We start from the raw sequence: 23,791 nt of genomic DNA, 5'->3' as shown, positions 1-23,791 counted from the left end.
ATCGCCTTCGGCGACCCTTGACAGGCCGTCCCGCCCCGGAATGCCGAAAGACTGCCGGGAAACCCCCAAAAGGAACGGTCACAGGGGGAGAGGAGGCAGGAGCGGTTCCGTCGGAGACGAGACGAGGGGCCGGGGGCCGGCCGACCGGGCATACGGCCCTCAGATGTCCTGGCTCCGGGCCGGGTGCCCGGCTACCCGCACGAGAGGCCGACCAGAGCGACCTGCGGAGCCTCCGGGCGCGACAGATCGCTACGCGCTCCTCATTTCTCAGCGTCCGACGACCGCCTGTGGCGATGCTTTCCGGCGTCCGCAAATCGCCCTGGCCCATAGGCTGTTCGGTGTCGAGCTGCACAGAGAAGGGGCATGGCCGTGTCATCCGATGCACCCCCCGACCCGTACGACAACCCTGTCGCATTCGGGCAACGTGTTCAGATCTACCGCACCCGCCGAGGCATGACCCGTGAGCAGTTGGCCGGGCTGCTCGGCCACCATCCTTCGTGGGTCAAGAAGGTCGAGACCGGTGCCATGAAGATGCCGAGACTGACGGAAATCCTCGCTATTGCCCAAGCCCTCAGAGTTCGTAGGCTGAATGACCTCGTGGGGGACATCAGTACGACACAGAGCACGGATTTGTTCCTCGGGCCCGGGCACGACCGTTTGCCGGCCGTCCGTGCTGCGCTCACTGCCTTCCCGGACGGGGGAGAAGCCCCGTCCCAGATGTTTCTGCGGGCCGCCCTGGACGCTGCCTGGGCCGCTAGGCACAAGGCGCCGAATCACCGGGCAGTGATCGGCTCCCTGTTGCCCGGGCTGATTCGTGACACGCAGCTCGCGGTCAGGCAGGCGGAGACCGCCGCGGAGCGCCGGGGCGCTCTGCGGCTCAAGGCGGAGACCTACTTCCTCGCCCAGTTCTTCGTCGCCTATCAGCCGGACCCATCGCTCCTGTGGCGGGTTGCGGATCGGGGCATGACTGCCGCCCAGGAGTCCGAGGACCCGCACGCGGTGGGTGTCGCCGCTTGGCTGTCCGCGCAGGCGCACCGCGATTCCGGGCAGTACGAAGAGGCTGAGGACGTAGTCCAGCGGGCGCTGAGACTGCTGGAGCCGGGGCTGGCGGATGCTGCGGTGGAGGTGCGGGCCATGGTCGGCGCGTTGCGGGTGGAGGCCGGGCTGACTGCCGCGAAGCGCCGCGAGACCGGTGCTGCTTGGGGGTGGTGGGAGCGCGCGGACGGTATGGCCAAGGGGCTTCCCGACGGCTACTTCCACCGGGTCACGAGCTTCGGGCGCCCGGTCATGGGCGCGCACGCCGTCACCTTGGCGGTGGAATTGCGGGTCGGCGGTGAGGCAGTACGACAGGCGGCCGGATCGGAGACGGAGGTCATCCCGTCACTGCCCCGCCGGGCCCGGCACCGGATCGAGCAGGCACGCGCCTACCAGTTGGACGGGCAGCCGGACGCGGCGCTGGCGACGCTGGAACAGGCACACGCGGTGGCTCCGGAAACGACCCGGTACAACGGCTACGCGCGGGCCATCGTGCTGGAGGAGACGGCATCACGCCTGCCAGAGCGGCGGCAGCGGGCCAGCCGCCTGGCCGTGGACATCGGCCTGCTGGCCGCATAGCGGGAAGGGGCCCGATTCGGGCCCCTTCTTGTCGGAATCCCTCCCTAACGTCGTAATCGACCGACCTGGCGACGTAGGGAAGTGGCCTGTGTGCATGGGTACGTGCAGCGAGACGCCCGACAGCGGTGGCGAGCCCAGTCCGGATCTGCTCGACCGGGCAATGGCGGGCTGGGAACGCTTTCTCAGCACGTTCGAGGCAGCGTCCGATGAGTGAGTGCTACGAATACGTGCCACACCGGCTCCTCCGCCGGCGGGTGCGCGATATCGCGTCCGGCACCGAAGGCGTGCTGATGGCGGTGATCAATGAGAACGTCTCGGACACCGGTATCGAGCGCTGGATGGAGCTCGCCTATATCCGTAACGCGTCCGGTCGCGAGTTCACCACGGCCGTCGCCAACGTGGAACCCGCCTGAGGGTGAAACGGTGGCGTAACGAGGCCCGCGTACCGTCCTGTGGATGACTACCGAGATCCGGCATGGTGTCGAGGACGACCTCGAAGAGCTGACCCGCATCTACAACCACTACGTCACCGAGACGCCGATCACCTTCGACGTCGAGCCGCTGACCGTCGATCAGCGCAGGTCCTGGCTGTCGGCCCATCCCGCCTCAGGACCTCATCGCCTGCTCGTGGCCGAGGAGGGCGGAAAGCTCCTCGGCTATACGACGAGCAGCCCCTTCCGGCCGAAGCCGGCCTACGCCACCTCCGTGGAGACCAGCGTCTACCTGGCGCCCGAGCACGTCGGGCGTGGTGTCGGCGGCCTGCTGTACACCTCGCTCTTCGAGGCGTTGGAACACGAAGACGTCCACATGGCGCTCGCGGGAATCGCCATGCCCAACGAACCGTCGCAACGGCTCCACGAGCGCTTCGGATTCCGTGAGATCGGCCGCTTCGAAGAGGTGGGAAGGAAATTCGGGCGCTTCTGGGACGTGGCCTGGTTCCAGAAGGCGATCACGAGAGCTTGAGCACGCTCTTGACGCCGGCATGGTCGGAGGGCCACAGGCCCGACGGGGTGCGGTCGGCCTGGGTGTCGCCCACGGTGTGGGTCGTCCGGGCGGAGATGTGGCCCCGGAAGAGGGCGTAGTCGATGCGCCGGGTGAGGGTGGAGAACGGATTCCGCAGGTCCGGGGCCTGGCAGCAGGTCAGGCCGAGGTTGTGGTGCCGGGTGGCGGTCCAGGCGTCCGTGAAGCCGGCGGCGAGGAGACGGCTGTAGCTCTGGGTGCCGGTGCCGTCGGAGGCCGAGTTGAGGTCACCGAGGAGCACCGTGGGCAGCTTGGTGTTCAGGGGGCCGGTCAGCAGTTCGTCGGCCTGTGCCTCCTGGACGGTTGCCGAGGCGGGTTCGAGGTGCGTGGTGACGACCCTGGCCGTGCGGCCGTTCAGGGTGGCGTCGGCCGCGACCCAGCCACGCTCGATCCGCAGGGGCGGATTGGGCGGGCAGCCCAGCACGGGCCGGCAGATCGGTACGAAGTTCCGGAAGCGGCCGGTCTGCGCGTTGGTGACGGAGAAGACGTGCGCGGGCAGGTCGGCCCTTGCCAGGAGGGCGTCGCGGTCGGTGAGCCGGATGTCCTGCAGACCGTTCTGCGTGGAGCGCGGCGCTTCGAAGTCGCTGCCGACGGTGACTTGCTCCACGATCTTGTAGTGCTTGCCCCGGGCCGCGAGCGCGTCGAGGAGGATCCGCAGGAAGTCGTACTCGACGTGGGTGGCGCTGCTGTTCGGATCGGCCGGGGTCTGGCTCCGCCACAGCACGGCTTCCTGCAGCCCCACCAGATGGGGGTCGCTGCCGGCGATCTCGTCGGCCAGCGCCTCGGCCCGCTCGGGGAAGTTCGTCGCCTGTACGTTCGCGTAGGCCGCGGTGACCGCCGCGACGAGCCCCTGCTGGCTGGTCGCAGCGAGCACGGGCCCGAGGTCGGCCCCCAAGTAGAGGTTGCGGGTCAGGACCCGCAGCTCGGCCGGGGGATTGGCGGCCGAGGCCCCGGACCCGGGCGAGAGCAGTGCGAGCGCGCACAGAACGGATGCGAACCAACGACGTGTCATCCCAGCGACCCCTTCGGTGAAAACGGTGCGAACGCTGCCAACCCCACCGAATCTAGGGTGACCTCCGTCATGCGGCGATCGGCCGTAGGCCGCCCGGCCTACGGCCGATCGCGACGGGCCGTGCAGTCGCCCAGACGGCCGCCGGCCGCCGAGATCAGGGGAGCGCGTAGCGATCTGTCGCGCCTGTCGGCTCCCTGGGCTGGTCTTTTCGGCCTCTGGTGCGGGTATCAGCCCCGGACGGTCGTCGGACGCTGAGAAATGAGGAGCGCGTAGCGATCTGAAGCGCCCACCTGCCCCCTGAGCTGCTCTGTTCGGTCTCTCGTGCGGGTAGTCGCACACCCGGCCCGGAGTCAAGGCATCTGAGGGCCCGTATGCGTGGCGTGCCGGCGCCCGGCCCCTCGTCTCGTCACTGACGGAGCGCTCCTCGCCTCTCTCCCCCCATGACCGTTCCTTCGGGGGTTTCCCGGCAGTCTTTCGGCGTTCCGGGGCGGGGCGGTCGGTCAAGGGTGGCCGAAGGCCATCGCGAAGCGACGCGACCGCAGGGAGCGCCCTTGAGGGACCGGCCCGCCCCGGAAGGACGATGGGACTGACGGGAAGCCCCCGGCCCTTCCCGGGACGGGCCCGCTACGACCCCGCCCCCGCACCCCCGCCCGCCAGCAGGCGGGCCTTCGCCGTCGTGAACTCCTCCGGGGTCAGGAGGCCCTCCCGGACCAGGTCGGCCAGCTGGCGCAGCTCCGCGACCAGGCTCCCGGGCGGTGGTGGGGCCGCCGGGGTGGCCGGGCCGGGTGCGGAGGGGGGTTCCGTCGGGGCCGGTTGCGGTTCCTCCTCGGCGGTGGGGGCCGGGCCGGGCTCCTCCGCCCAGGGCTCCCCGCCCGCCTTCCCCACCCGGTCACCGAACTGGTCCCCGAACTCGTCCCCGTACTCGTCCCCGAAGCCCTCCACCACCGCCTCCCCGGTGTCCTCCGCCTGCGCCCACTCCGCCGCGCCCGCCGCCCGGCGCAGCAGGCCCCGCAGGAGGGGGCGGCCCGCCGGGCGGACCGCGGCCCTGACCGTGACACCCACCGGACGGATGAACATCACGCCGCCCCCACCCGCTCCGCCGGGATCCGGACCGAGCCGACGATCCGTCCGCCCGCCGCCCGTACGGCGACGGCCGCGTCCTGGGCCCAGACGTGTTCGACCACCAGCAGCAGCGCGCAGCTGCCCCGGTCCAGGAGCTCCGCCGCCTCGCGGACGTCCTCCGGGCCGATCAGCCGGGCCACGTCACGGCCGGCCAGGATGCCCCGCAGTTCCACGAACTCGTCGAACTCCGCCGCCAGTACCTCCCCCGAGGCCGTTTTCGTCGTGACGAGGCCGTCGATCAGCCGGACCACCCCGGTCTTGCGCAGTCCCATCACGGCCTCGACCGCCGGGACCCGGAGCTGTTCCTCCGGGAAGGCGAGGACGATGAATTCCACAGGTCCCATGAGCCGGGGCTCCTCACTCCTGACCGTTTCTGACGACTCTTCGGCACCCTATGACATAAGCGGACATACCAGCCGCGACCTTGCTACGTTTCCCTGCATGACCGCTCTGACGGCGAAGGTGACGGAGCCCGCTCCGCCGCCGCCCCCCGACGCACGGGCCGCCAAGCGCCGCGGTATCGAGCTGACGCTCCTCGCGGGCGCGGTCCTGATCTCCGTGCTGGGCCACCTCTACGTCGGCCTCGCCGCGGACGGCAAGAGCACCCGGGCCCCCGCGGCCCCCTACGCGGCCGGGCTCGGCGGGGCCGCGCTGCTCGCGCACCTGGCCGTGCGGCTCAGGGCCCCGTACGCCGATCCGCTCCTGCTGCCCATCGCCGTCCTGCTCAACGGGCTCGGCCTGGTGCTCATCCAGCGCCTCGACCTGGCCACCCCCGGGGCGCCCGGTGCGGGGGACCAGTTGCGGTGGTCGGCGCTCGGGGTGGTGCTGTTCGTCCTCGTCCTGATGCTGCTGCGCGACCACCGGGCGCTCCAGCGGTACGCGTACCTGTCCGTCACCGCCGCCCTCACCCTCATGCTGCTCCCCGTGTTCTTCCCGGCCGTCAACGGCGCCCACATCTGGATCCGCTTCGCCGGGCTGTCCTTCCAGCCGGGGGAGTTCGCCAAGATCCTGCTCGCCCTGTTCTTCGCCGCCTACCTCGCCGCGAACCGCACCGCCCTCGCCCTCACCGGACGCCGGCTCTTCTGGAAGCTCCGCCTCCTGCCCGGCCGGGTGCTCGGGCCGATCCTCGCGATCTGGCTGCTCAGCGTCGGCGTACTCGTCCTGGAACGGGACCTCGGTACCTCCCTCCTCTTCTTCGGCCTCTTCGTGATCATGCTGTTCACCGCGACCGGGCGGATCGGCTGGATCGCCATCGGGCTGCTGCTCGCCGCCCTCGGGGCGTACGCCGTCGGCACCCTCGAACCGCACGTCCACAGCCGGGTCCAGGACTGGATGAATCCTTTCGCCTCCATCGAGCGCGGCGACGGCCCCGGCCAGCTCGCCCAGTCCCTCTTCGCCTTCGCCGCGGGCGGCCTGCTCGGCGCGGGCCTCGGGCACGGGCAGTCCTTCCTCATCGGCTTCGCCGCCAAGTCGGACTTCGTCCTCGCCACCGCCGGAGAGGAGCTCGGCCTCGTCGGCCTCACCGCCATCCTGCTCCTCTACGGGCTCCTGGTGTCCCGGGGCTTCCGTGCCGGACTCGCGCTGCGCGACCCCTTCGGGCGGCTGCTCGCCACCGGGCTCGCCTCGATCGTCGCCCTCCAGGTGTTCGTCATCGCGGGCGGCGTCACCGGCCTGATCCCGCTCACCGGCATGGCCATGCCCTTCCTCGCGCAGGGCGGCTCCTCCGTGGTCACCAACTGGATCATCGTCGCCCTCCTCGTCCGGCTCAGCGACAGCGCCCGCAGGCCCGGACCCGGCCTCGGGTCCGGAGTCGCGCGGGAGGGGGCCGCGTGATCCGCTACATCCGCTGGTGCGCGTACTTCTGCGCCCTGCTGCTCGCCGCCCTGCTGGCCAACGTCGCCCGGGTGCAGGTGTGGGAGTCCGCCGCCTACGGCGCGAACCCCGCCAACAAGCGCCCCGCCATCGACCGCTACGCCGAACCGCGCGGCGACATCCTGGTCGACGGCCGGCCCGTCACCGGCTCCCGCGACAGCGGCCAGCTGCTGCGCTACGAGCGGACGTACACCGACGGCCCGCTCTACGCGCCCGTCACCGGCTTCTCCTCCCAGACGTACGGGACCAGCTTCGTCGAGCGCGCCGAGGACGCCGTCCTCTCCGGCACCGACCCGGGACTGTCCGCCTTCCCGCTCTGGTACGACCTCTCGCGCGGCCGCCCCGGCGGCGGCAACGCCGCGACCACCCTGCGCGCCGCCGTCCAGCGGGCCGCGTACCGGGGGCTCGGCGGCAAGCGCGGCGCGGTCGCCGCCGTCGAGCCGGCCACGGGCCGGATCCTCGCCCTGGTCAGCAGTCCTTCGTACGACCCGGGCCTGCTCTCCGGCACCGGTGCGCGGGTCAAGGCGGCCTGGGAGCGGCTGAACGCGGACCCCACCCGGCCGATGCTCAACCGGGCGCTGCGCGAGACCTACCCGCCGGGGTCCACCTTCAAGATCGTGACGGCGGCCGCCGCCCTCGACACGGGCGTGGTCGCCGACGTCGACGCCCCGACCCGCACCCCGGACCCGTACGCACTGCCCGGCACCAGCACGCTGCTGCCGAACGCGGCCACGGGCTGCGCGGAGGCGTCGATGGCGGAGGCGGTGCAGTGGTCCTGCAACACGGTGATGGCCGACATCGGGGTGCGGGTCGGGCTGCGCGGGATGGTGGAGGCGGCGGAGCGCTTCGGGTTCAACGACGAGGGGCTGCGGGTCCCGTCGTGGGTGTCGCGGTCGAACTTCGACACGGACATGAGCCCCGACCAGCTGGCGCTGTCCTCGATCGGGCAGTTCAACACCAAGGCCACCCCGCTGCAGATGGCCTTGGTCGCGGCGGCCGTGGCCAACGGGGGCGAGATCCGCACCCCCTACCTGGTGGACCGCACGACCCAGGACGACGGCTCCCTGGTGCGGCGCACCGACCGGCGCACCCTGAGCCGGGCGATGAGCCCGGCCACGGCGCTGCGCGTGCAGGAGCTGATGGTGAAGGTGGTGGAGGACGGCACCGGGCGCAACGCGGCGATCCCGGGCGCGCTGGTCGGCGGCAAGACGGGCACCGCGCAGCACGGCGTCGGCAACGCCGGTACCCCCTACGCCTGGTTCATCGGCTGGGCCCGAGGGCGGGACGCGCCGCAGCCGGCGGTGGCGGTCGCGGTGGTGGTCGAGGACGCCTCGGCGGTGCGCGGGGACATCAGCGGCAACGGCGCGGCGGCCCCGATCGCGCGGGCGGTGATGGAGGCCGCGCTGCGGGCCGGCCCTGCCTAGCCCTGCGCGCCCTCCTGGATGGCGGCCTCCACCTCCGCCACCCGTTCGCGCTCCTCGGCCGCGAAGCGCTCGCGGTCGAGGGACTCGGCGATCTCCTCGTCCTGGGCCATCAGCAGGTCGAGGTTGGAGTCGCCCATCTCGAAGACGCCCATCTCCAGGTACGCCTTCTGCAGCCGGTCCCCCCACAGCCCGATGTCCTTGACGCACGGCACGATCCGGCTGAAGAGCAGCTTGCGGAACAGGTGCAGGAACTCCGACTGCTCGGTGTACTGCACCGCCTCCCGCTTCGGGATGCCGAAGTTCTCCAGTACCTCCACCCCGCGCAGCCGGTCGCGCATCAGGTGGCAGCCCTCGATGACGAACTCCTCGCGCTCGCGCAGCTCGGCGTCCGTGAGCTGCTTGTAGTAGTCGCGCAGGGCCATCCGCCCGAAGGCCACGTGGCGGGCCTCGTCCTGCATCACGTACGCGAGGATCTGCTTCGGCAGCGGCTTGTCCGTCGTGTCGCGGATCATCCCGAAGGCGGCCAGCGCCAGCCCCTCGATGAGCACCTGCATGCCGAGGTAGGGCATGTCCCAGCGGGAGTCGCGCAGGGTGTCGCCGAGGAGCCCCTGGAGGCTGTTGTTGATCGGGTAGAGCATCCCGACCTTCTCGTGCAGGAAGCGCCCGAAGATCTCGGCGTGCCGGGCCTCGTCCATGGTCTGGGTGGCGGAGTAGAACTTCGCGTCCAGGTCCGGCACGGATTCCACGATGCGTGCCGCGCACACCATCGCGCCCTGCTCGCCGTGCAGGAACTGGCTGAAGTTCCAGGCGCTGTAGTGCCGGCGCAGCTCGCCCTTGTCCCGTTCGGTCATCTTCGCCCAGTGCCGGGTGCCGTGGAGGGTCAGCGTCTCGTCGGGGGTGCCGAGGGGGTCGTACGGGTCCACCTCGATGTCCCAGTCGATGCGTTTGGCGCCGTCCCACTGCTTGTCCTTGCCCTTCTGGTACAGGGCGAGGAGGCGGTCGCGTCCCCCGTCGTACTCCCAGCTGAAGCGGGCCGCGCCGGAGGCGGGGACCGGCCACACGGTCTGGTCCGGGGCCTGGGTGTAGAGCTCGTGCGTCGACACTGACGCCTCCTCGTCTCGCGTACTGCTTCTCGCGTACTGCCGTGCGGGAGTGGACAGTTGGCAGCGTCACACGTTGGTAGACGTGGGGTCAACAAGTCGTGCGAGGGGGATTGACGACCTTGCTGACAAGGAGTCTCATAAGGGGTGACCGCAGGTAACCCGACAGGTGACCCGACCAGGCAACCCGACCGCGAGGTGCCCGAAGCCATGACGACAGTGACGGAACGAGCCGCGCTGAGGGACGCCCTCGGCCTCCTCAAGGACCGCGAGCAGATCGCCGAACGACTCCTCGAATCCTCCGCCAAGCACTCCTTCGACCCCGACCGGGAACTCGACTGGGACGCCCCGCCGATCGACGGCAAGTACTACTGGCCGCCCGAGCTGCTCTCCCTCTACGACACTCCGATGTGGAAGAAGATGGGCGAGGAGCAGCGCATCGACCTCTCCCGCCACGAGGCCGCCTCACTCGCCTCCCTCGGCATCTGGTTCGAGATCATCCTCATGCAGCTCCTGGTCCGGCACATCTACGACAAGTCGCTGACCAGCAACCACGTCCGCTACGCGCTCACCGAGATCGCCGACGAATGCCGGCACTCCATGATGTTCGCCCGCATGATCCAGAAGGGCGGAGCCCCCGAGTACCCGGTCACCCGGCTCAACCACAACCTCGCCCGCATCCTCAAGACCGTCTCCACCACCCCCGGCTCCTTCGCCTGCACCCTCCTCGGCGAGGAGATCCTCGACTGGATGCAGCGCCTGACCTTCCCGGACGAGCGCATCCAGCCCCTCGTCCGCGGCGTCACCCGCATCCACGTCATCGAGGAGGCCCGGCACGTCCGCTACGCCCGCGAGGAACTGCGCCGCCAGATGCTGACCGCCCCGCGCTGGGAGCAGGAACTCACCAGGATCAGCTGCGGCGAGGCCGCCCGCGTCTTCTCCGTGGCCTTCGTCAACCCCACCGTCTACGACAACGTCGGCCTCGACCGGCGCGAAGCCGTCGCCCAGGTCAAGGCCAGCGGCCACCGCCGCGAGGTCATGCAGACCGGCGCCAAGCGCCTCACCGACTTCCTCGACGACATCGGCGTCCTGCGCGGCGTCGGCCGCAGGCTCTGGCGCAGCTCCGGCCTCCTCGCGTAGACCGGTCGTCTACTCTGCGGGCATGACCGTACGGGCGTACCGCAGACTGAGCGTCGAGGAGCGGCGCGCCCAGCTCCTCGACGCCGCACTGTCGTTGTTCGCGCACCGCGCCCCGGAGGAGATCTCCCTCGACGACGTCGCCGAGGCCGCGGGCGTCTCGCGCCCGCTGGTCTACCGCTACTTCCCGGGCGGCAAACAGCAGTTGTACGAAGCCGCGCTGCGCTCGGCCGCGGACCTCCTCCAACTGTGCTTCGCCGAGCCCCAGACCGGCCCGCTCACCCGGCGGCTGTCCCGCGTCCTGGACCGCTACCTGGCCTTCGTCGACGAACACGACGCCGGCTTCGCCGCGCTGCTCCAGGGCGGCAGCGTCGTGGAGACCTCCCGCACCACGGCCACGGTGGACGGCATCCGCCGCGCCGCCGCCGAACAGATCCTCCTCCACCTCGGCGTCCCCGCCCCGGGCGCGCGGCTGCGGATGATGGTCCGCACCTGGATCACGGCCGTGGAGGCCGCCTCGCTCATCTGGATCGACGAGGGCAAGCAGCCCGAGACCGCCACCCTCCGCGACTGGCTGGTCGACCAGTTCATCGCCCTGCTCACCGCCACCGCCGCCACCGACCCCGAAACGGCCGCGGCGGCCCGCGCGGCCCTCGCCCTGGAACGCCCGGACGGCCCGGCCGGCGTCCTGGCCCGCCGCGTCATCCCGGTGGTCTCCGAGGCCGCGCACCTCCTGTGACACTGGTGGGGTGAGAAGCGAACCGACCCCCTTCGAGGGCGGGCCGATGGACGGCCGCGTCCTCCCGATCCTCGTGGGCCCGACGGGCCATCCGCCGAAGTGGTACGAGATCCCGGTCCCGGCGGCGGACGGCGGCCCCCCGACGGTGCTGCTGTACGAGCGCGTGCCGTCGGGCTACACGAAGCGGCTGGGGCTCCAGAAGGGGTGGAAGTACACCTACTCCCCGACGGGCGAGAAGCCGAAGCTCCGCTGGCCGTGGACGAAGCCCCGCGGCGGCGGCCGCTGAGGCGGGGCGGGGCCCCGGGGGCCCACGCCCCGCCCGGCTAGGGCAGTGGCAGTGGCAGGGGCAGCGTCAGTACCGCCTCCGCGCCGCCGCCCCGCGCCCGGCGGAACTCCAGGCGGGCGCCGATGGCCTCCGCCTGGCCCGCTGCGATCGTCAGGCCGAGGCCGTGCCCCTTGCCCCCGCTGCGGAAGCGCTGCGGCCCGTCCGTGAGGAGGTACTCGGGGTACCCGTCGCCGTGGTCCCGTACCGTCACCACCGGGCCGTCCACCGTGAGCACCACCGGGCCCCGCCCGTGCTTGTGGGCGTTGGCGAGGAGGTTCCCGAGCACCCGTTCCAGGCGCCGCCGGTCCGTCTCCACGTGCGCGTCCCGCACCACGACCACCTCGGTCTCCAGCCCCGACGCCCGCACCACCCGCCGGGCCAGCCGCTCCAGCTGGTGCAGGTCGGTGTCGACCCGCTCGCTCCCCGAGTCCAGCCGGGAGATCTCCAGCAGGTCCTCCGTCAGCTGCCGCATCGTGCGCACCCGCTCCCGGACCAGCTCCGTCGGCCGCCCCTCCGGCAGCAGTTCCGAAGCCGCCTGCAGGCCCGTCAGCGGGGTGCGCAGCTCGTGCGCGACGTCCGCCGTGAAGCGCTGCTCGCTCTGCAGCTTCCGCTGGAGGGTCCCGGCCATGGTGTCCAGCGCGGCCGCCACCGTCGACACCTCGTCCTGGTGCCGTGCGGGGTCCTCCGTGCGCGGGTCGCCGACCCGCGCGTCCAGGTCGCCCTGGGTGATCCGGCGTGCGACCGTCGCCGTCTGGTGCAGCCGCCGCGTCACCCGGGTCACCGCGAAGGCGCCGACCAGCAGGGTGCCGCCGAGGGCCAGCACGGAGGAGCCGATGATCGCGTTGTCGAGGCCCCGGATGGTGCCCGCGCTCTGCCCGTAGTCGATGAGGGTGGCCAGCGCCTTCCCGTCGGCCGGGGCCGCCGCCCACATCACCGGCCGCCCGCCGGCGTCGCCGACGAGCGTTCCGCGCCGGCCGCTCAGCGCGAGCGCCCGCAGCTCCGGCGGCAGCCCCGCCGGATCGAGTCCGGACTGCGGCGGCAGGGTCTCGCCCGCCTCGTACGCGTACGAGGCCTCGTCCAGCTTGTCCAGCGCCTTGTCGCGGGCCGCCGCCACCGTCTGCCGGGTCACCTCCACGTGCACCAGTACGCCGAGCACCGCCGCGAGCGCGCAGCACATCACCACGATGAAACAGGCTGACTTCCAGGTCAGCGTGGCCGTCCACGCCGGCAGCCACGCCCTCACGGCGCGCCCGGAGGGCTGTTGGAAGGGGACGGCGACGGCGACGCGGCCGCCCCGGCCGGCACCCGTACGACCTGCTCGCGCTCCGGCAGCATCGTCCGCTGCTTCGCGTCCCAGGACCAGGCGGTGATCAGTTCGTATCCGGGGTTGCCGCTCGGCACGCGCAGGATGACGTCCCGCCCCGCCAGCTCCACGCCGATCACGGTCTCGGTGGTGGCCATGATCCGGTTGAGCCGGCCGCCGGCGTCCACCGTGTACACGCGTACGGACATCATCCTGTCGGGCAGCTCGATGCCGATCACCAGCTCGTCCTTCCCGTTCCCGGTCAGGTCCCGGTAGTACGGCTGCCGCACCGGGCACGCGGCCGGGTCCTGCCCGGTCTTCCCGCAGGCGCGGATCGCGGCGGCGGTCTCCGCGGGCATGCCGTCCGGGCCGACGCTGATGTCCGGATGAGCGCGCAGCTCGGCCTGCACCAGCGCGACCGGGTCGACCTCGTGCACGTTCTGGTCGGTGACCTTCGGCAGCCCCCGTACGTACTCCGGCGGCGCGCCCCCCGGATCGGCGGGCGGCACCTCGGCGCCCCGGCGCTCGGGCCACAGGTGTACGGGGCCGCTGGCGGTCGGGGTCGGCCCGGCGGAGGCGAGCCCGCCGGTGTCCCCGCAGCCGGCGGCCAGCGGCAGCAGCAGGGCCGCCACCAGCAGTGCCGCGGGGGAGGGGGTGCGCACGTGCGGGCCCTCCTCTGAGCGCGGCCGGTCGGCGGTGGTCGATATCCAGCCAACCTTATGCACAGCTCGACCGCATTTGTCGCCCAGAGGCGGAGCTCAGCCGTCCGTACGCCCCCGCCGCAGCATCGCGAAACCCAGCCCGGCGGCGCCGATGGCCGCGATGCCGCCGCCCGCGGCGAGCAGCAGCACGCCGTCGCCGGGCCCGTCGGCCAGGGTGTTCAGACGCAGCGCCTCGGCGGTGCCGGGGGCGCCGGAGCCGCCCTTGGCCGGGGTGCCGGCAGGGGTGTCCAGCGACGCGGGCACGACCTGCCCGGCGCCGCCCGCGCCGTGCCGGGTCCCGGTCTTGTGGCCGTCACCGGCGACGGCGTGGGAGCCGCCCCCGGGCACGGTGTCGCCGACCCAGGAGGACAGCCGCCCGTCGGGCCGCAGCGCGGCGTGCAGCTCACCGGCGGCGCCGACCCCGGTGGACCCGTCCCGGCTGGTCAGGGTGGCGACCTTGGCGCCGGCGCGCAGGATCTCGGCCTGGTACGCGTCCTTCGCGAGGCGGTACACCTTCGCGGTCGACCGGCCGTCGGCGAGGGAGATGCTGCTGACCAGGGTCCGCTGCGCGCCGGAGGCGGCCGGCACCCCGTCGGCGAGCGCGGCGGCGGTCGGCAGTGCCAGGAGCGCGCCGGCGCATGCGGTCACGGCGGTGGCGCGAACGATGGTGCGGCGGCGGGCGGTTTCCACGGGATTCCCTCGGCATGGGTCAGGGCCTGGCGCTTCCAGACGGCACAAAAGTAGGGCCCGGCCGTTGCGGTAGAGCGATGACCTTGTAACAGGAAGGCAGCAGGGAGCCGACGGAGCTGTTACACAACCGAGGGATTGCCCGGTGGCGCGGCGCCTGCTCCCATGGACGGCGGGGGTGAGGCCGATGCGCGGACTCAAGGTCCTTCCGAGCGGCCGGCCCGGCCGCGGCCGGCTCTACGTCAACCGGCCCGACGGCCAGGCCGTGGCCTGGTACGACCGGCAGGCCAACCGGATCAGCGTCCTGGCGGACGACCAGCGCGAGGCGGTGCTCGCGGTCCTGCGCCCGTACCTGACCCGCGACTGGACCATCGGCCCGCCGCCGGTGCCCACCCCCGCCGAGCTGCGGGGCCTGAGCCTGCCGCCCGACCGGGACCTCGCCCCGAACCGGCCCGGCGAGACCCTGCTGGGCGAGCTGGCGTACGGGTCCCAGGGCAGCCGGGCCCGGCACCGGATGCGGCAGGAGCTGCAGGCCCGGCAGCGCACGGGCGCGGAGGTCGACCTGCTGGAGGCCTCGGACTGGCGGGCCCTGCACGACGTGCCGCTTCCCGGTCTGGGGCTGCTGGACCACCTGCTCATCGGCCCGCCGGGCGTCCTCGCCGTCCGTACGGTCCCGGGGCGGCGCCAGCGCGCCCAGGTCGGGGACCTCCTGCTGACCGTGGGCCGCGCCGAGCCCCGCCCGGACCCCCGCTGGATCCGCCGGGCGGCCGCCTGCGCCGCCCGGGTGCTGGCCGCGCCGGTCACCCCGGTCCTGGCCCTGGCCGACGCCGCCCGGGTGGAGGTGGCGCCGACGCAGCGCGACGTGCTGGTCCTCCAGCCCCCGACCCTGACGACCCTCCTGCGGGGCACGCCGGCGACGCTCAAACCCCCGGAGATCGAAGCCCTCTTCGCCGTGGCCCGCGCCCGCCCGGCGTGGAGCGGCGCGTTGTCCTGACCGGGCCGGCTCAGGAGGCCCTCAGGCCGAACTCCGCTTGCGCGGCTCGGCCTTCTTCGCGGCGGCGGTCTTCTTCGCGGCGGCGGAAGCGGACTTGGCGGCGGTCGAGGTGGACTTCCGCGCCGTGGAAGCCGACTTGGTTGCCGCGGAGGCCGACTTCGCGGCCGCGGAGGAGGTCTTACGGGCCGTGGGAGCGGACCTCGACGCGGCCGAAGTCGACTTCTTGCCGCCCGACTCGGCGGCGGCGGACGAGGCCGTCGAGGTTGACTTCGCCGCGGTCTTCCGCCCCGCCGCGGCCGTCTTGCGCCCGGCGGCCCCGGCCGTCGACTTCTTCCCGCCCACCGCCTTCGGCGCGGCCGCGGCCGACGCCGTCCCGCGCCGGATCGGGGTCACCTCCGCCCCCGTACCGCCCTCCCCGGCCTCCTCCGCGCCCCGCGAGGCCCTGGCGGCCCGCACGCTGTTCTCCAGCGCCGCCATCAGGTCGATCACCTGCCCGCCGGCCGGCTCCACCACCGCCTCCGCGGGCTCGAACGCCCCGCCCGCCTTCGCCGCGATCATCGCCTCCACGGCCTCGCGGTAGTCGTCGTGCAGGGAGGCCATCTCCACCTCGCCCAGCGTCGCCATCAGCGCGTCGGCCAGGTCCAGTTCGGCTTCCCGTACGGACACCGAGGCCTCCGGGGCCACCCCCTCCGGCGCCCTGATCTCGTCCGGCCACAGCAGTCCGTGCATCGCGATCACGTCGTCGACGACCCGCAGCATGCCCAGCCGCTCCCGGCCCCGCAGCGCGTACTTGGCGATCGCCACCCGCCGGCTGCGCTTGAGCGCCTCCCGCAGCAGCGTGTACGGCTTGGCCGCGGTGGCCCCGTTCGCCGCGAGGTAGTACGCGGCGTCCATCTGGAGCGGATCGATCTCGTCGGCGGGCACGAACGACACGATCTCGATCGTCTTCGCCGTGGCGATCGGCAGCCGCGCCAGGTCCTCCTCCGTGATCGGGATGATCGACCCGTCCGCCTCCTCGTACCCCTTGCCGATCTCGTCGGAGGAGACCTCCTCCCCGTCCAGCTCGCACACCTTGCGGTAACGGACGCGGCCGCCGTCGGCCACATGGATCTGACGGAAGGAGATCGAGTGGCTCTCGGTGGCGTTCACGAGCTTGATCGGGATGCTGACCAGGCCGAAGGAGATCGCCCCGTTCCAAATGGATCGCACGGTTCCTCCTGATTCGTGGCAATCTCATCGTATGACGCCGATCACGATGGTGGAGGGGCGTCGCATCGCGCTCAGCAACCTGGACAAGGTCCTCTACCCGGGGACCGGCTTCACCAAGGGCGAGGTGCTGCACTACTACGCCACCGTCGCGGACGCCCTCCTCGCGCACATCAAGGACCGCCCGCTGTCCTTCCTGCGCTATCCGGACGGCCCGGACGGCCAGCTCTTCTTCACCAAGAACCCGCCGCCCGGCACACCCGCCTGGGTGAAGACCACCCCCGTGCCCCGCTCCGAGGACGAACGGGCCGAACAGGTGGTCGTGTCCGACCTGGCCTCCCTGATGTGGGCGGCCAACCTCGTCGTCGAGTTCCACACCCCCCAGTGGCGGGCCGGCGCCCCCGCCGTCGCCGACCGGCTCGTGTTCGACCTCGACCCCGGCCCGCCCGCCACCGTCGCCGAATGCTGCGCCGCCGCCCTGTGGCTGCGCGAGCGCCTCGCCGCCGACGGCCTGACCGCGTACGCCAAGACCTCCGGCGCCAAGGGCCTCCACCTGGCCGTGGCGCTCGAACCGGTCTCCTCCGCGCGCGTCTCCGCGTACGCCAAGGCCCTCGCCCAGGAGGCCGAGGCCGAGCTCCCCGACCTGGTCGTCCACCGCATGGCGAAGGCACTGCGCCCCGGCAAGGTCTTCGTCGACCACAGCCAGAACGCCGCCGCCAAGACCACCGCCGCCCCCTACACGCTGCGCGCGCGGGCACTGCCGACCGTCTCCGCGCCCGTCTCCTGGGCGGAGGTCGAAGCCTGCCGCGACCCCCACGACCTGGTGTTCCTCGCCGACGACATCCCGCCCCGGCTGGCCCGCGACGGCGACCTCCTCGCCCCGCTGACCGACCCCGGACGGGCCGGGAGGCTGCCGTGACCCCGCCGACAGCCGTCCAGGTCGCGCTCGCCGCCACCGTACGGACCCTGCCCCGGGCGCCGGGCCTGGCGTACGAGCCGAAGTTCGACGGCCACCGCATGGTCGTGCTGCGCACCGGGGAGGACGTGGTGCTCCAGGCCCGCTCCGGCCGCGTCGTCACCGGCGCCTTCCCCGATCTGGCGGCGGCCGCACGGCAGTTGCCCGCGGGGACCGTACTGGACGGGGAGGTGGTCGTCTGGCACGCCGGCCGCACGGACTTCGCGCTGGTCCAGCGGCGCGCGGCGGCGGCCAACGCGGCGCGGGCCGCGGTGCTCGCGCAGAGCCTGCCGGCCTCGTACGCGGCCTTCGACGTACTGGAGCTGGCCGGGGTGGACGTGCGCGGCCGCCCCTACGAACGGCGCCGGGCCCTGCTGGTCGACCTGCTGCTGCCGCTGGGCCCGCCGCTCCAGCCGGTGCCGATGACGACCGACCCGGAGCTGGCCCGGACCTGGTACGAGACCCTGCCCGCCAGCGGCATCGAGGGCCTGGTCGTGAAGCGGCTGGACCAGCCCTACCCGGCCGGGCGGCGCGCCTGGCGCAAGCTCCGGCACACCAGCGTGCGGGACGCGGCGGTGATCGGCTACACCGGCACCGCGCGCCGCCCGCTGGCGCTCGTACTGGTCCTGCCCGGGGAGGAGGACGAGGCGCCCCTGGTGTCGAGCCCGCTGTCGGCGGTGCTGCGCACCGAGCTGGCGGCGGCCGTCGCGGAGCGCGACCCGGGCCGGGCCGGGGGTGCGGGCGGGGGCGGAGACGGGGGCGGGGCCACGGTGACGGCGATCGGGCTCGGCGAGGTGCCGTTCCGCCTGCTCGACCCGCCGCTTGCGGCGGAGGTCCGGCACAGCTCGGCGCGCCATCCGCCGCCGGAGGTGCTGCGGCTGCGAACAGACCTCTGACCCGCGCGGGAGGCGCAGGTCAGAGGGCCTGTAGCAGTGACGGGGCGGTCAGGCGTGCGCGCCGCGTCCCGCGTCGGGCGGTGCCCCGGGCTGCGGGTGCGGTCCCGGGCCCTCCGGCTTCTTGTAGCCGGACTCGCGCTCGGCCCTCACCTCGTCTGCACGGCTGGAGGTGGTGGAGCCGAAGTTCCCGTAGCCCTGCATCTCGTGCGGCCGCAGGCCGCCCTCGGGGATCTCCACCGGGTCACGCTCCTCGCGGACCTCGTGGACCGCCCCGCCCTCGGGCAGGTGCGGCTGGCTCTCCGGGGTGGGCGGCGGCGGCTCCTTCTCCCGGACCCGCTGGCCCAGCTTGAACCCGGCGAGCAGGACGCCGGCGATGACGATGCCGACGACGAAGAACCACGCGATGTTGGTCAGGATCTTGTCCACGCTGAGGATCGTGTCCATAGAGCCCATTTTCCCGCTTTTGCTACTTTTGCACGTGGGAGCAGCGCAAAGAATCCCCCCGGAAACCGGCCGTCGGCCCGGCCCCCACCGCCCCGGGGCGCATACCGCCCCCTACTCCGAATGGATGACGGGGGCGGTCGATCGCTCTCGATCGCTCCTCAGCGCAGCGGCCCGTCCGAGTCCCGCAGCCCCCGCGCGTCCCGGCCCCCGAGCACCCCGAGGATCTCGGCGCAGATGGCCAGCGCCGTCTCCGCCGGGGTCTTGGCCCCCAGGTCCAGCCCGATCGGCCCGTGCACCCGCGCCAGCTCGGCCTCGCCCACCCCGGCGGCCACCAGGCCCTCCCGGCGCCGCGCGGTGGTACGCCGCGACCCCAGCGCACCGACGTACGGGACGCCCAGCGCGAGCGCGTTCCGCAGGGTCGGCACGTCGAAGTCCGGCTCATGGCTGAGCAGCACCAGGCAGGCGGCGTCCCGGTGCGCGGTCAGCACCTTCTCCGCCTCCGCCGCGTCCTCCACCACGGCGGACTCCCAGCCCAGCAGCGCCGACTGCGCGCCGATCACCTCGGCCAGCTCCCCGGTCCCGCCGATCACCACGTACGGGGCCGACGGGTACGCCTCCACCAGCACCAGCCCCGAGCCCCCGTACAAGGCGTCCCGCCCGGGCCGCCGGGTCCCCAGCAGCTCCCCGGCACGCCGCCCGGCGTCGTCGGCCGGCGCGTCGCCGGCCCGTACGACCTCGCTGACGGCACCGTCCGCGCCCTCGCTGAGCCGGGTCACGAGCGCCACCCCGGCCCCGGTGCCCAGCAGCTCCCACCATTCGGCGGGGATCGCGGACAGCGGCTGCAGCAGCACCTCCGCCTGCCCGCCGCAGGTCAGCTTCGCCTCCGTGGCCTCGCCGGCCCCGACCGACACCTCGCACACCCGCGCGGCCTCCCCGCCGCCGCCCAGGGCCGCGGCCTCCGCGATCAGCTCCGCGTCGAACACCCCCCGGTACAGGGCCCCGACGCACTCCCCGCGGGCGTCCACGAGCACGGCCCCGGCGGGGTCCCGGGGTCCGAAACCCTGCTCGGTCACGGGCCGGGCCAGGAACGCCACCCGCCCCTCGGCCGACCACCGCCGCGCCGTCTCCGCAAGCTCACGCATCCTCGTCGCCCCATCCTCTGTGCGCTCCCTCGCCGCAAAGCACCTGGTCAACGGGCACAAAGCGGCCTCAAAAACCACCCTACGCACGCCCCCGGCCGCCACCCACCCCCCGAACCCACCAACCCCGGCCCGCCGCCCTCGTACGGACCACCGGAACCGCCCACGAGTGGCCGCCCCGCCACGACCACGGAGAATCGAGGGAGCGAAGGGAAACTACCGCCCGTGCTCACCCTGAAACGCGCCTTCGACTCCCTCTCCGTACGCAACTTCCGCCTCTTCTTCCTCGGCCAGCTCCTCTCGGTGACGTGCACCTGGATGATGGTGATCGCGCAGGACTGGCTGGTGCTGGAGCTGTCGGGCGACTCGGGCACGGCACTGGGCGTCGTCACCGCCCTCCAGTTCACGCCCGTCCTCCTCCTCACCCTCTACGGCGGCCGGCTCGCCGACCGCCACAGCAAACGCCGCATCCTGGTCCTGGCGAACCTCACATCCGGCACCCTCGCCCTCGCCCTGGGCCTGTGGGTCGTCTGGGGCGACGTCCGCCTGTGGCACATCTGGCTCTTCGCCCTCCTCCTCGGCACGGTCAACTCCGTCGAGGCACCCACCCGCATCGCCTTCGTCGGCGAGATGGTCGGCAACGAACTGCTCCCCAACGCCTCGGCCCTGAGCGGCGCGTACTTCAACGCCGCCCGGGTGGCCGGCCCGGCCGCCGCCGGCCTGCTCATCGCCCGCCTCGGCGTCGGCCCGGTCATCCTGCTCAACGCGTGCAGCTACCTGGCCGCCGTGGCCGGCCTCGTCCTGATGCGCCCCGCGGAACTCCACGGCCCGCCCGCCCCCACGTCCAGCCCCCGGATCACGGACGGCCTCCGCTACGTCTCCCGGCGCCCGGACCTGGTCCTCCCCCTCGCCCTGACCGGTGTCCTGGGCCTGGCCGGCTTCAACTTCCAGCTGACCCTCCCCCTCCTGGCCAAGACCGAGTTCCGCACCGGCTCGGCCGCCTTCGGACTGCTGAGCAGCTCCCTCGCGGCGGGCTCCCTGCTGGCCGCCTTCGCGACGACGGCCCGCCGCACCCGCCCGACGGAGGCCGTGGTCACCGGCTCGGCCCTGGCCTTCGGCGCCGCGGAAGCCCTCACGGGCCTGGCCCCCACCCTCCCGACGGCCTGCCTCCTCCTGTCCCTCACGGGCTTCGCGATGATGTACTTCGCCCAGGCCGCCAACCACCGCATCCAACTCGGCTCGGACCCCGCCTACCGCGGCCGCGTGATCGCCCTCTTCACCCTGATCTTCATGGGCACCACCCCCCTCGGCGCCCTCCTCACAGGCTGGCTCTCCGACCACTGGGGCCCCCGCTGGTCCCTCTCGGCAGGCGGCCTCATCTCCCTCGCGGCAACGGCCCTGACCCTGGCGCTGACCCCCGCCCCGGAGCAGGACATCCCGTCCTTGGACAAGTCCCGCATCTGACGGGTCACTTGTCGTGCGGAAGCAAATGCCTTCGCACGGGCGGCCCTCGTGGATGGCCGCGGGTTCGCCGGATGGAGCAACGCAGCGGGCTGAAGGCTCCGGTCCGGGGCCAGGGTAAGAGCATGGTCGACAGTGATGAGGGAACGGCGGAGGCCCGGAGGAGCCGTTTCGACGCCGTGCACAAGTGGGCCGCCACCATGGCCGGCGTCGTCGCCCTGGCCTTTTCGCTCTACAACTTCACCGAACTCCAGAAGACGCCGGAGACCGATCTGGCGCTGCCTCATCTCATGCGCATCGGGATGATGGGCACGGACACCCGCTTCTACGTCCAGCCCACCGTCTCCACCAGGGTCAGGACCCAGAACGTCGAGCTCGTGAGCGGTGCGCGCCTCGAGTTCGTCCCGGCCGCAACGATCGCGTCCAGGAAGGCGCCGGTCTTCTACTGGAGGGAGGTCGGCGAGTGGGATTTCGACCCGGCCGAAGACTGGCTGTCGTACCGGTGGTCCGGGGATCCCGCACCGTTCCTGGTCAGCCAGGACAAGCCGCAGCAGCCGATCTTCCTGTTCCAGGCGGACGGCTGGAGCTTCCAGCCGGGTCGATACGAGGGATCCCTTCAGCTGAGCCGGGCGGGCAGCCGCAGTCCGCTGACCAAGAAGTTCTGCATCCTGGTCTCGAAGAACGCCGTGGATGAAATCCGCAACGGGGCAAGCGAAGGGGGCATCTACTTCTTCCGAAACGACCTGCCGAAGTTCTCAGGCAGCGAATACTCGGGCTGCTACGTACGGGAGACCGATTGAAGCCGGCCCGTCGTCGGGCCTGCCGCCCGTGCCGATCCGGCGTCTTGGAGCAGGGGTACCGTTCGGCATGCCCGGCGTACGCGTACACGCGGCGGCAGTTGGCGGCACATACGCGAAGACCCCGGCTTCAGCGTTGCCGCTGATGGCGGGGTCTTTGGGCACTTCCTGCGAAGTGCCCCCGGCAGGATTCGAACCTGCGCACACGGCTCCGGAGGCCGTTGCTCTATCCCCTGAGCTACGGGGGCGTGTCGTTCGCGTTGCGGCGACGGGTTGAACACTACCAGCTTCCGCAGGGTGATCAGGAACGGATTTGGGCGGGAGGGGGAGGTCGGTCGCCCGGAGGGGGTGGAAGTGGCAAAAACCCGGACGCGGGGGCTTAGGGCGACCTACTCTCAAGTTGTGCCAGGCGCCTCAGGCCGGGTGCTTGTTGTCGACGACAACAAGGTCATCCGGCAGCTGATCAAGGTCAATCTCGAGCTGGAGGGCTTCGAGGTCGTGACCGCGAGCGATGGTGCCGAGTGTCTGGACGTGGTGCACCGGGTGTGTCCCGACGCGATCACCCTTGATGTGGTCATGCCCCGGCTGGACGGGTTCGGGGCCGCCGCGCAGCTGCGGGCCGATCCGCGGACGCGGCACGTGCCCGTCGCCATCGTCAGCGCCTGTACGCAGCACGAGGTCGAGGCCGGGATCGCCGCCGGGGTGGACGCGTTCGTCGCCAAGCCCTTCGAGCCCGCCGAGCTGGTACGGGTCGTACGGCGGCTCGTCGAGCGGAAGGGTGCCCCCGCGGGGAGGGCCGGGAGGGCCGGCCGGGGGGCCTGAGCGCGGCCTCCTGTTCACATGCCGAAACCCGATGCATGGCCCAGGGGCTTCTCGCCTAGGCTGGGTTCCGTGATCCCCGCCGACCTCTCTCGTGCCGTCGTACAAGCCGTACGCCGTGCCGTCGAGGGCGGTGAGCTCGCCGTCGGCGTGCCCGAGCGGGTGGTCGTCGAGCGGACCCGGCCCGGCGGAGTGGGGGAGTACGCCAGCCCCGTCGCGCTCCAGGTTGCGAAGGGCGCCCGGCTGGAGCCCCGTGAGGTCGCCCGGGTGCTCGCGGGCCGGCTCCTCGCCGACGAGCCGGGGATCGAGGGTGTGGAGATCACCGGCCCGGGTTTCCTGAACTTCAGCCTCGCCCCCGTTTCCGCCGCCGCCCTCGTGCGGGAGGTGCGGGGGAGCGGCCTCCGGTACGGGCACGCGTCCGGTGCGGAGCCGCGGGGGAGTGCCGTACGGGCCGCCGTGCGGCGGATCCAGGAGAGCCAGGGCGTCCCGGACGGGCCCGTGCCGCGCGTCGCGCCCGTCGCCCGCCGCGACGGGGACGTCGTCGCCGCGTACGGGGCGGACGCCGCCGCCTGGGCCATGCTCTGCGTACCGGCCCGCGAGACCCCTTCCTTCACCCCCGGCCTGCTCGTCCAGGACGAGTCCAGTGAGTTCTTCCGCGTGCGGTACGCCCATGCCCGGGTCCGGGCGCTGGGGACCAACGCCGCCGATCTCGGGTTCCGCGGTGAGCCCGGGGACGACACCGGCGGCCGCGAGCTGCTGCGGCTGCTCGGCGAGTACCCGCTCGTGCTGGAGGCCGCCGCGCACCACCAGGCCCCCGAGCGGCTCACCCGGCACCTCGTCGCCGTCGCCGACGCGCTCCTCGACTTCCAGCACCAGGTCCTGCCCAAGGGGGACGAGAAACCCTCGGCCGCCCACCGCGCCCGGCTGGCACTCGCCGAAGCCGCCGGGACGGTGCTGGCCGGCGGCCTCGCCCTGCTCGGCATCGACGCCCCAGACTTCCTGTGAACCGCGAAGAGAGATTCCG

The 23,791-nt window shown here is 72.6% G+C and carries 25 protein-coding genes and 1 tRNA gene; 15 read left to right on the top strand and 11 right to left on the bottom strand.

Annotation, left to right across the window (positions count from 1 at the left end; all coding sequences use genetic code 11):
* Positions 1-369 precede the first annotated feature (369 nt).
* The 3 genes from ACQKM2_RS18540 to ACQKM2_RS18530 all read left to right on the top strand — a co-directional run bounded on the left by ACQKM2_RS18540 (position 370) and on the right by ACQKM2_RS18530 (position 2,577).
* Complete coding sequence (locus ACQKM2_RS18540) at positions 370-1,614, top strand: helix-turn-helix domain-containing protein (protein ID WP_427710928.1); 1,245 nt, start codon at positions 370-372, stop codon at positions 1,612-1,614.
* 206 nt (positions 1,615-1,820) lie between these two features.
* The gene (locus ACQKM2_RS18535) at positions 1,821-2,027 is read left to right on the top strand and encodes a hypothetical protein (protein ID WP_427710926.1); all 207 of its coding nucleotides are present in this window, start codon (positions 1,821-1,823) and stop codon (positions 2,025-2,027) included.
* A 43-nt stretch (positions 2,028-2,070) separates the two neighbouring features.
* Entirely contained in the window at positions 2,071-2,577 is a 507-nt protein-coding gene (locus ACQKM2_RS18530) for an N-acetyltransferase family protein (protein WP_427710924.1), read from the top strand.
* On the opposite strand, the gene ACQKM2_RS18525 is transcribed toward ACQKM2_RS18530, so the two are convergent.
* The 3 genes from ACQKM2_RS18525 to ACQKM2_RS18515 all read right to left on the bottom strand — a co-directional run bounded on the left by ACQKM2_RS18525 (position 2,564) and on the right by ACQKM2_RS18515 (position 5,112).
* The gene (locus ACQKM2_RS18525) at positions 2,564-3,646 is read right to left on the bottom strand and encodes an endonuclease/exonuclease/phosphatase family protein (protein ID WP_427710922.1); all 1,083 of its coding nucleotides are present in this window, start codon (positions 3,644-3,646) and stop codon (positions 2,564-2,566) included. The two genes, ACQKM2_RS18530 and ACQKM2_RS18525, sit on opposite strands and share 14 nt — an antisense overlap.
* A 624-nt stretch (positions 3,647-4,270) precedes the next feature.
* A complete protein-coding gene (locus tag ACQKM2_RS18520) occupies positions 4,271-4,723 on the bottom strand; it encodes an SHOCT domain-containing protein (RefSeq protein WP_427710920.1) in 453 nt (150 codons plus the stop codon).
* Positions 4,723-5,112: a DUF6325 family protein gene (locus ACQKM2_RS18515; RefSeq protein ID WP_427710918.1), complete on the bottom strand. Its 390-nt coding sequence runs from the start codon at positions 5,110-5,112 to the stop codon at positions 4,723-4,725. The genes ACQKM2_RS18520 and ACQKM2_RS18515 overlap by 1 nt, the downstream gene beginning before the upstream one ends.
* A gap of 97 nt (positions 5,113-5,209) precedes the next feature.
* Between ACQKM2_RS18515 and ACQKM2_RS18510 the strand changes: the two genes are divergently transcribed.
* Together ACQKM2_RS18510 and ACQKM2_RS18505 are read left to right on the top strand one after the other, a co-directional pair.
* Positions 5,210-6,601 carry an FtsW/RodA/SpoVE family cell cycle protein gene (locus tag ACQKM2_RS18510; RefSeq protein WP_427710916.1) on the top strand — a complete coding sequence of 464 codons (1,392 nt, stop codon included), beginning with the start codon at positions 5,210-5,212 and terminating at the stop codon, positions 6,599-6,601.
* Entirely contained in the window at positions 6,598-8,064 is a 1,467-nt protein-coding gene (locus ACQKM2_RS18505; protein WP_427710914.1) for a penicillin-binding transpeptidase domain-containing protein, read from the top strand. Before ACQKM2_RS18510 ends, ACQKM2_RS18505 begins: the two co-directional genes overlap by 4 nt.
* Here ACQKM2_RS18505 and ACQKM2_RS18500 read toward each other — a convergent pair.
* On the bottom strand, positions 8,061-9,167 hold the full coding sequence (locus ACQKM2_RS18500) for a ferritin-like domain-containing protein (protein WP_427710913.1): 1,107 nt from the start codon (positions 9,165-9,167) through the stop codon (positions 8,061-8,063). The two genes, ACQKM2_RS18505 and ACQKM2_RS18500, sit on opposite strands and share 4 nt — an antisense overlap.
* Before the next feature lie 207 nt (positions 9,168-9,374).
* Here ACQKM2_RS18500 and ACQKM2_RS18495 point away from each other — a divergent pair, with 207 nt between their 5' ends.
* Genes ACQKM2_RS18495 through ACQKM2_RS18485 form a run of 3 tightly spaced genes read left to right on the top strand, consistent with a single transcriptional unit; the run spans position 9,375 to position 11,326 of the window.
* On the top strand, positions 9,375-10,304 hold the full coding sequence (locus ACQKM2_RS18495; protein ID WP_427710911.1) for an AurF N-oxygenase family protein: 930 nt from the start codon (positions 9,375-9,377) through the stop codon (positions 10,302-10,304).
* Between the two features lie 22 nt (positions 10,305-10,326).
* Positions 10,327-11,040 carry a TetR/AcrR family transcriptional regulator gene (locus tag ACQKM2_RS18490; RefSeq protein ID WP_427710910.1) on the top strand — a complete coding sequence of 238 codons (714 nt, stop codon included), beginning with the start codon at positions 10,327-10,329 and terminating at the stop codon, positions 11,038-11,040.
* Between the two features lie 10 nt (positions 11,041-11,050).
* Complete coding sequence (locus tag ACQKM2_RS18485; protein WP_427710909.1) at positions 11,051-11,326, top strand: hypothetical protein; 276 nt, start codon at positions 11,051-11,053, stop codon at positions 11,324-11,326.
* A gap of 37 nt (positions 11,327-11,363) precedes the next feature.
* Here ACQKM2_RS18485 and ACQKM2_RS18480 read toward each other — a convergent pair whose 3' ends face one another.
* The 3 genes from ACQKM2_RS18480 to ACQKM2_RS18470 all read right to left on the bottom strand — a co-directional run bounded on the left by ACQKM2_RS18480 (position 11,364) and on the right by ACQKM2_RS18470 (position 14,059).
* Positions 11,364-12,542: an ATP-binding protein gene (locus ACQKM2_RS18480; protein WP_427710907.1), complete on the bottom strand. Its 1,179-nt coding sequence runs from the start codon at positions 12,540-12,542 to the stop codon at positions 11,364-11,366.
* A 62-nt stretch (positions 12,543-12,604) separates the two neighbouring features.
* On the bottom strand, positions 12,605-13,330 hold the full coding sequence (locus ACQKM2_RS18475) for a hypothetical protein (protein ID WP_427710906.1): 726 nt from the start codon (positions 13,328-13,330) through the stop codon (positions 12,605-12,607).
* Positions 13,331-13,426: 96 nt separating this feature from the next.
* On the bottom strand, positions 13,427-14,059 hold the full coding sequence (locus ACQKM2_RS18470; RefSeq protein ID WP_427710905.1) for a hypothetical protein: 633 nt from the start codon (positions 14,057-14,059) through the stop codon (positions 13,427-13,429).
* Between the two features lie 184 nt (positions 14,060-14,243).
* Between ACQKM2_RS18470 and ACQKM2_RS18465 the strand changes: the two genes are divergently transcribed.
* Positions 14,244-15,050 carry an NERD domain-containing protein gene (locus ACQKM2_RS18465; protein ID WP_427710904.1) on the top strand — a complete coding sequence of 269 codons (807 nt, stop codon included), beginning with the start codon at positions 14,244-14,246 and terminating at the stop codon, positions 15,048-15,050.
* Between the two features lie 21 nt (positions 15,051-15,071).
* Here the strand turns inward: ACQKM2_RS18465 and ACQKM2_RS18460 are convergent, their stop codons facing one another.
* Positions 15,072-16,259, bottom strand: a complete 1,188-nt coding sequence (locus ACQKM2_RS18460; RefSeq protein WP_427710902.1) for a Ku protein — start codon at positions 16,257-16,259, stop codon at positions 15,072-15,074.
* A gap of 31 nt (positions 16,260-16,290) precedes the next feature.
* Here ACQKM2_RS18460 and ligD point away from each other — a divergent pair, with 31 nt between their 5' ends.
* Complete coding sequence (ligD, locus tag ACQKM2_RS18455) at positions 16,291-17,175, top strand: non-homologous end-joining DNA ligase (protein WP_427710901.1); 885 nt, start codon at positions 16,291-16,293, stop codon at positions 17,173-17,175.
* Positions 17,172-18,107 (top strand): ATP-dependent DNA ligase, encoded by a 936-nt coding sequence (locus ACQKM2_RS18450; protein WP_427710899.1) that lies wholly within the window; start codon positions 17,172-17,174, stop codon positions 18,105-18,107. The genes ligD and ACQKM2_RS18450 overlap by 4 nt, the downstream gene beginning before the upstream one ends.
* Before the next feature lie 48 nt (positions 18,108-18,155).
* On the opposite strand, the gene ACQKM2_RS18445 is transcribed toward ACQKM2_RS18450, so the two are convergent.
* Both ACQKM2_RS18445 and ACQKM2_RS18440 read right to left on the bottom strand, forming a co-directional pair.
* Positions 18,156-18,551 (bottom strand): DUF6479 family protein, encoded by a 396-nt coding sequence (locus ACQKM2_RS18445; RefSeq protein WP_427710897.1) that lies wholly within the window; start codon positions 18,549-18,551, stop codon positions 18,156-18,158.
* 158 nt (positions 18,552-18,709) lie between these two features.
* A complete protein-coding gene (locus ACQKM2_RS18440) occupies positions 18,710-19,693 on the bottom strand; it encodes an XdhC family protein (RefSeq protein WP_427710895.1) in 984 nt (327 codons plus the stop codon).
* Between the two features lie 222 nt (positions 19,694-19,915).
* On the opposite strand from ACQKM2_RS18440, the gene ACQKM2_RS18435 reads away from it, so the two are divergent.
* Positions 19,916-21,154 carry an MFS transporter gene (locus tag ACQKM2_RS18435; RefSeq protein WP_427710894.1) on the top strand — a complete coding sequence of 413 codons (1,239 nt, stop codon included), beginning with the start codon at positions 19,916-19,918 and terminating at the stop codon, positions 21,152-21,154.
* A gap of 71 nt (positions 21,155-21,225) precedes the next feature.
* The gene (locus ACQKM2_RS18430; protein WP_427710892.1) at positions 21,226-21,951 is read left to right on the top strand and encodes a hypothetical protein; all 726 of its coding nucleotides are present in this window, start codon (positions 21,226-21,228) and stop codon (positions 21,949-21,951) included.
* 173 nt (positions 21,952-22,124) lie between these two features.
* On the opposite strand, the gene ACQKM2_RS18425 is transcribed toward ACQKM2_RS18430, so the two are convergent.
* Positions 22,125-22,196: transfer RNA gene (locus tag ACQKM2_RS18425), tRNA-Arg, on the bottom strand.
* 100 nt (positions 22,197-22,296) lie between these two features.
* On the opposite strand from ACQKM2_RS18425, the gene ACQKM2_RS18420 reads away from it, so the two are divergent.
* The gene (locus ACQKM2_RS18420; protein WP_427710944.1) at positions 22,297-22,770 is read left to right on the top strand and encodes a response regulator; all 474 of its coding nucleotides are present in this window, start codon (positions 22,297-22,299) and stop codon (positions 22,768-22,770) included.
* Between the two features lie 69 nt (positions 22,771-22,839).
* Positions 22,840-23,772, top strand: a complete 933-nt coding sequence (gene nrtL / locus ACQKM2_RS18415; protein ID WP_427710891.1) for an ArgS-related anticodon-binding protein NrtL — start codon at positions 22,840-22,842, stop codon at positions 23,770-23,772.
* The last annotated feature ends 19 nt before the right edge of the window (positions 23,773-23,791 follow it).

Origin of the sequence: Streptomyces sp. NPDC004126, assembly GCF_050275515.1 — a bacterium.
In the GTDB taxonomy this organism is placed as follows: Bacteria; Actinomycetota; Actinomycetes; order Streptomycetales; family Streptomycetaceae; genus Streptomyces.
This window is presented reverse-complemented; position numbering and strand designations above follow the sequence as displayed.

Coding starts and splice junctions, on each gene's coding strand:
- ACQKM2_RS18535 (WP_427710926.1), top strand. CDS start 1,821: ATGAGTGAGTGCTACGAATACGTGCCACACCGGCTCCTCCGCCGGCGG.
- ACQKM2_RS18530 (WP_427710924.1), top strand. CDS start 2,071: ATGACTACCGAGATCCGGCATGGTGTCGAGGACGACCTCGAAGAGCTG.
- ACQKM2_RS18525 (WP_427710922.1), bottom strand. CDS start 3,646: ATGACACGTCGTTGGTTCGCATCCGTTCTGTGCGCGCTCGCACTGCTC.
- ACQKM2_RS18520 (WP_427710920.1), bottom strand. CDS start 4,723: ATGTTCATCCGTCCGGTGGGTGTCACGGTCAGGGCCGCGGTCCGCCCG.
- ACQKM2_RS18515 (WP_427710918.1), bottom strand. CDS start 5,112: ATGGGACCTGTGGAATTCATCGTCCTCGCCTTCCCGGAGGAACAGCTC.
- ACQKM2_RS18510 (WP_427710916.1), top strand. CDS start 5,210: ATGACCGCTCTGACGGCGAAGGTGACGGAGCCCGCTCCGCCGCCGCCC.
- ACQKM2_RS18495 (WP_427710911.1), top strand. CDS start 9,375: ATGACGACAGTGACGGAACGAGCCGCGCTGAGGGACGCCCTCGGCCTC.
- ACQKM2_RS18490 (WP_427710910.1), top strand. CDS start 10,327: ATGACCGTACGGGCGTACCGCAGACTGAGCGTCGAGGAGCGGCGCGCC.
- ACQKM2_RS18480 (WP_427710907.1), bottom strand. CDS start 12,542: ATGTGCTGCGCGCTCGCGGCGGTGCTCGGCGTACTGGTGCACGTGGAG.
- ACQKM2_RS18465 (WP_427710904.1), top strand. CDS start 14,244: ATGCGCGGACTCAAGGTCCTTCCGAGCGGCCGGCCCGGCCGCGGCCGG.
- ligD (WP_427710901.1), top strand. CDS start 16,291: ATGACGCCGATCACGATGGTGGAGGGGCGTCGCATCGCGCTCAGCAAC.
- ACQKM2_RS18445 (WP_427710897.1), bottom strand. CDS start 18,551: ATGGACACGATCCTCAGCGTGGACAAGATCCTGACCAACATCGCGTGG.
- ACQKM2_RS18440 (WP_427710895.1), bottom strand. CDS start 19,693: ATGCGTGAGCTTGCGGAGACGGCGCGGCGGTGGTCGGCCGAGGGGCGG.
- ACQKM2_RS18430 (WP_427710892.1), top strand. CDS start 21,226: ATGGAGCAACGCAGCGGGCTGAAGGCTCCGGTCCGGGGCCAGGGTAAG.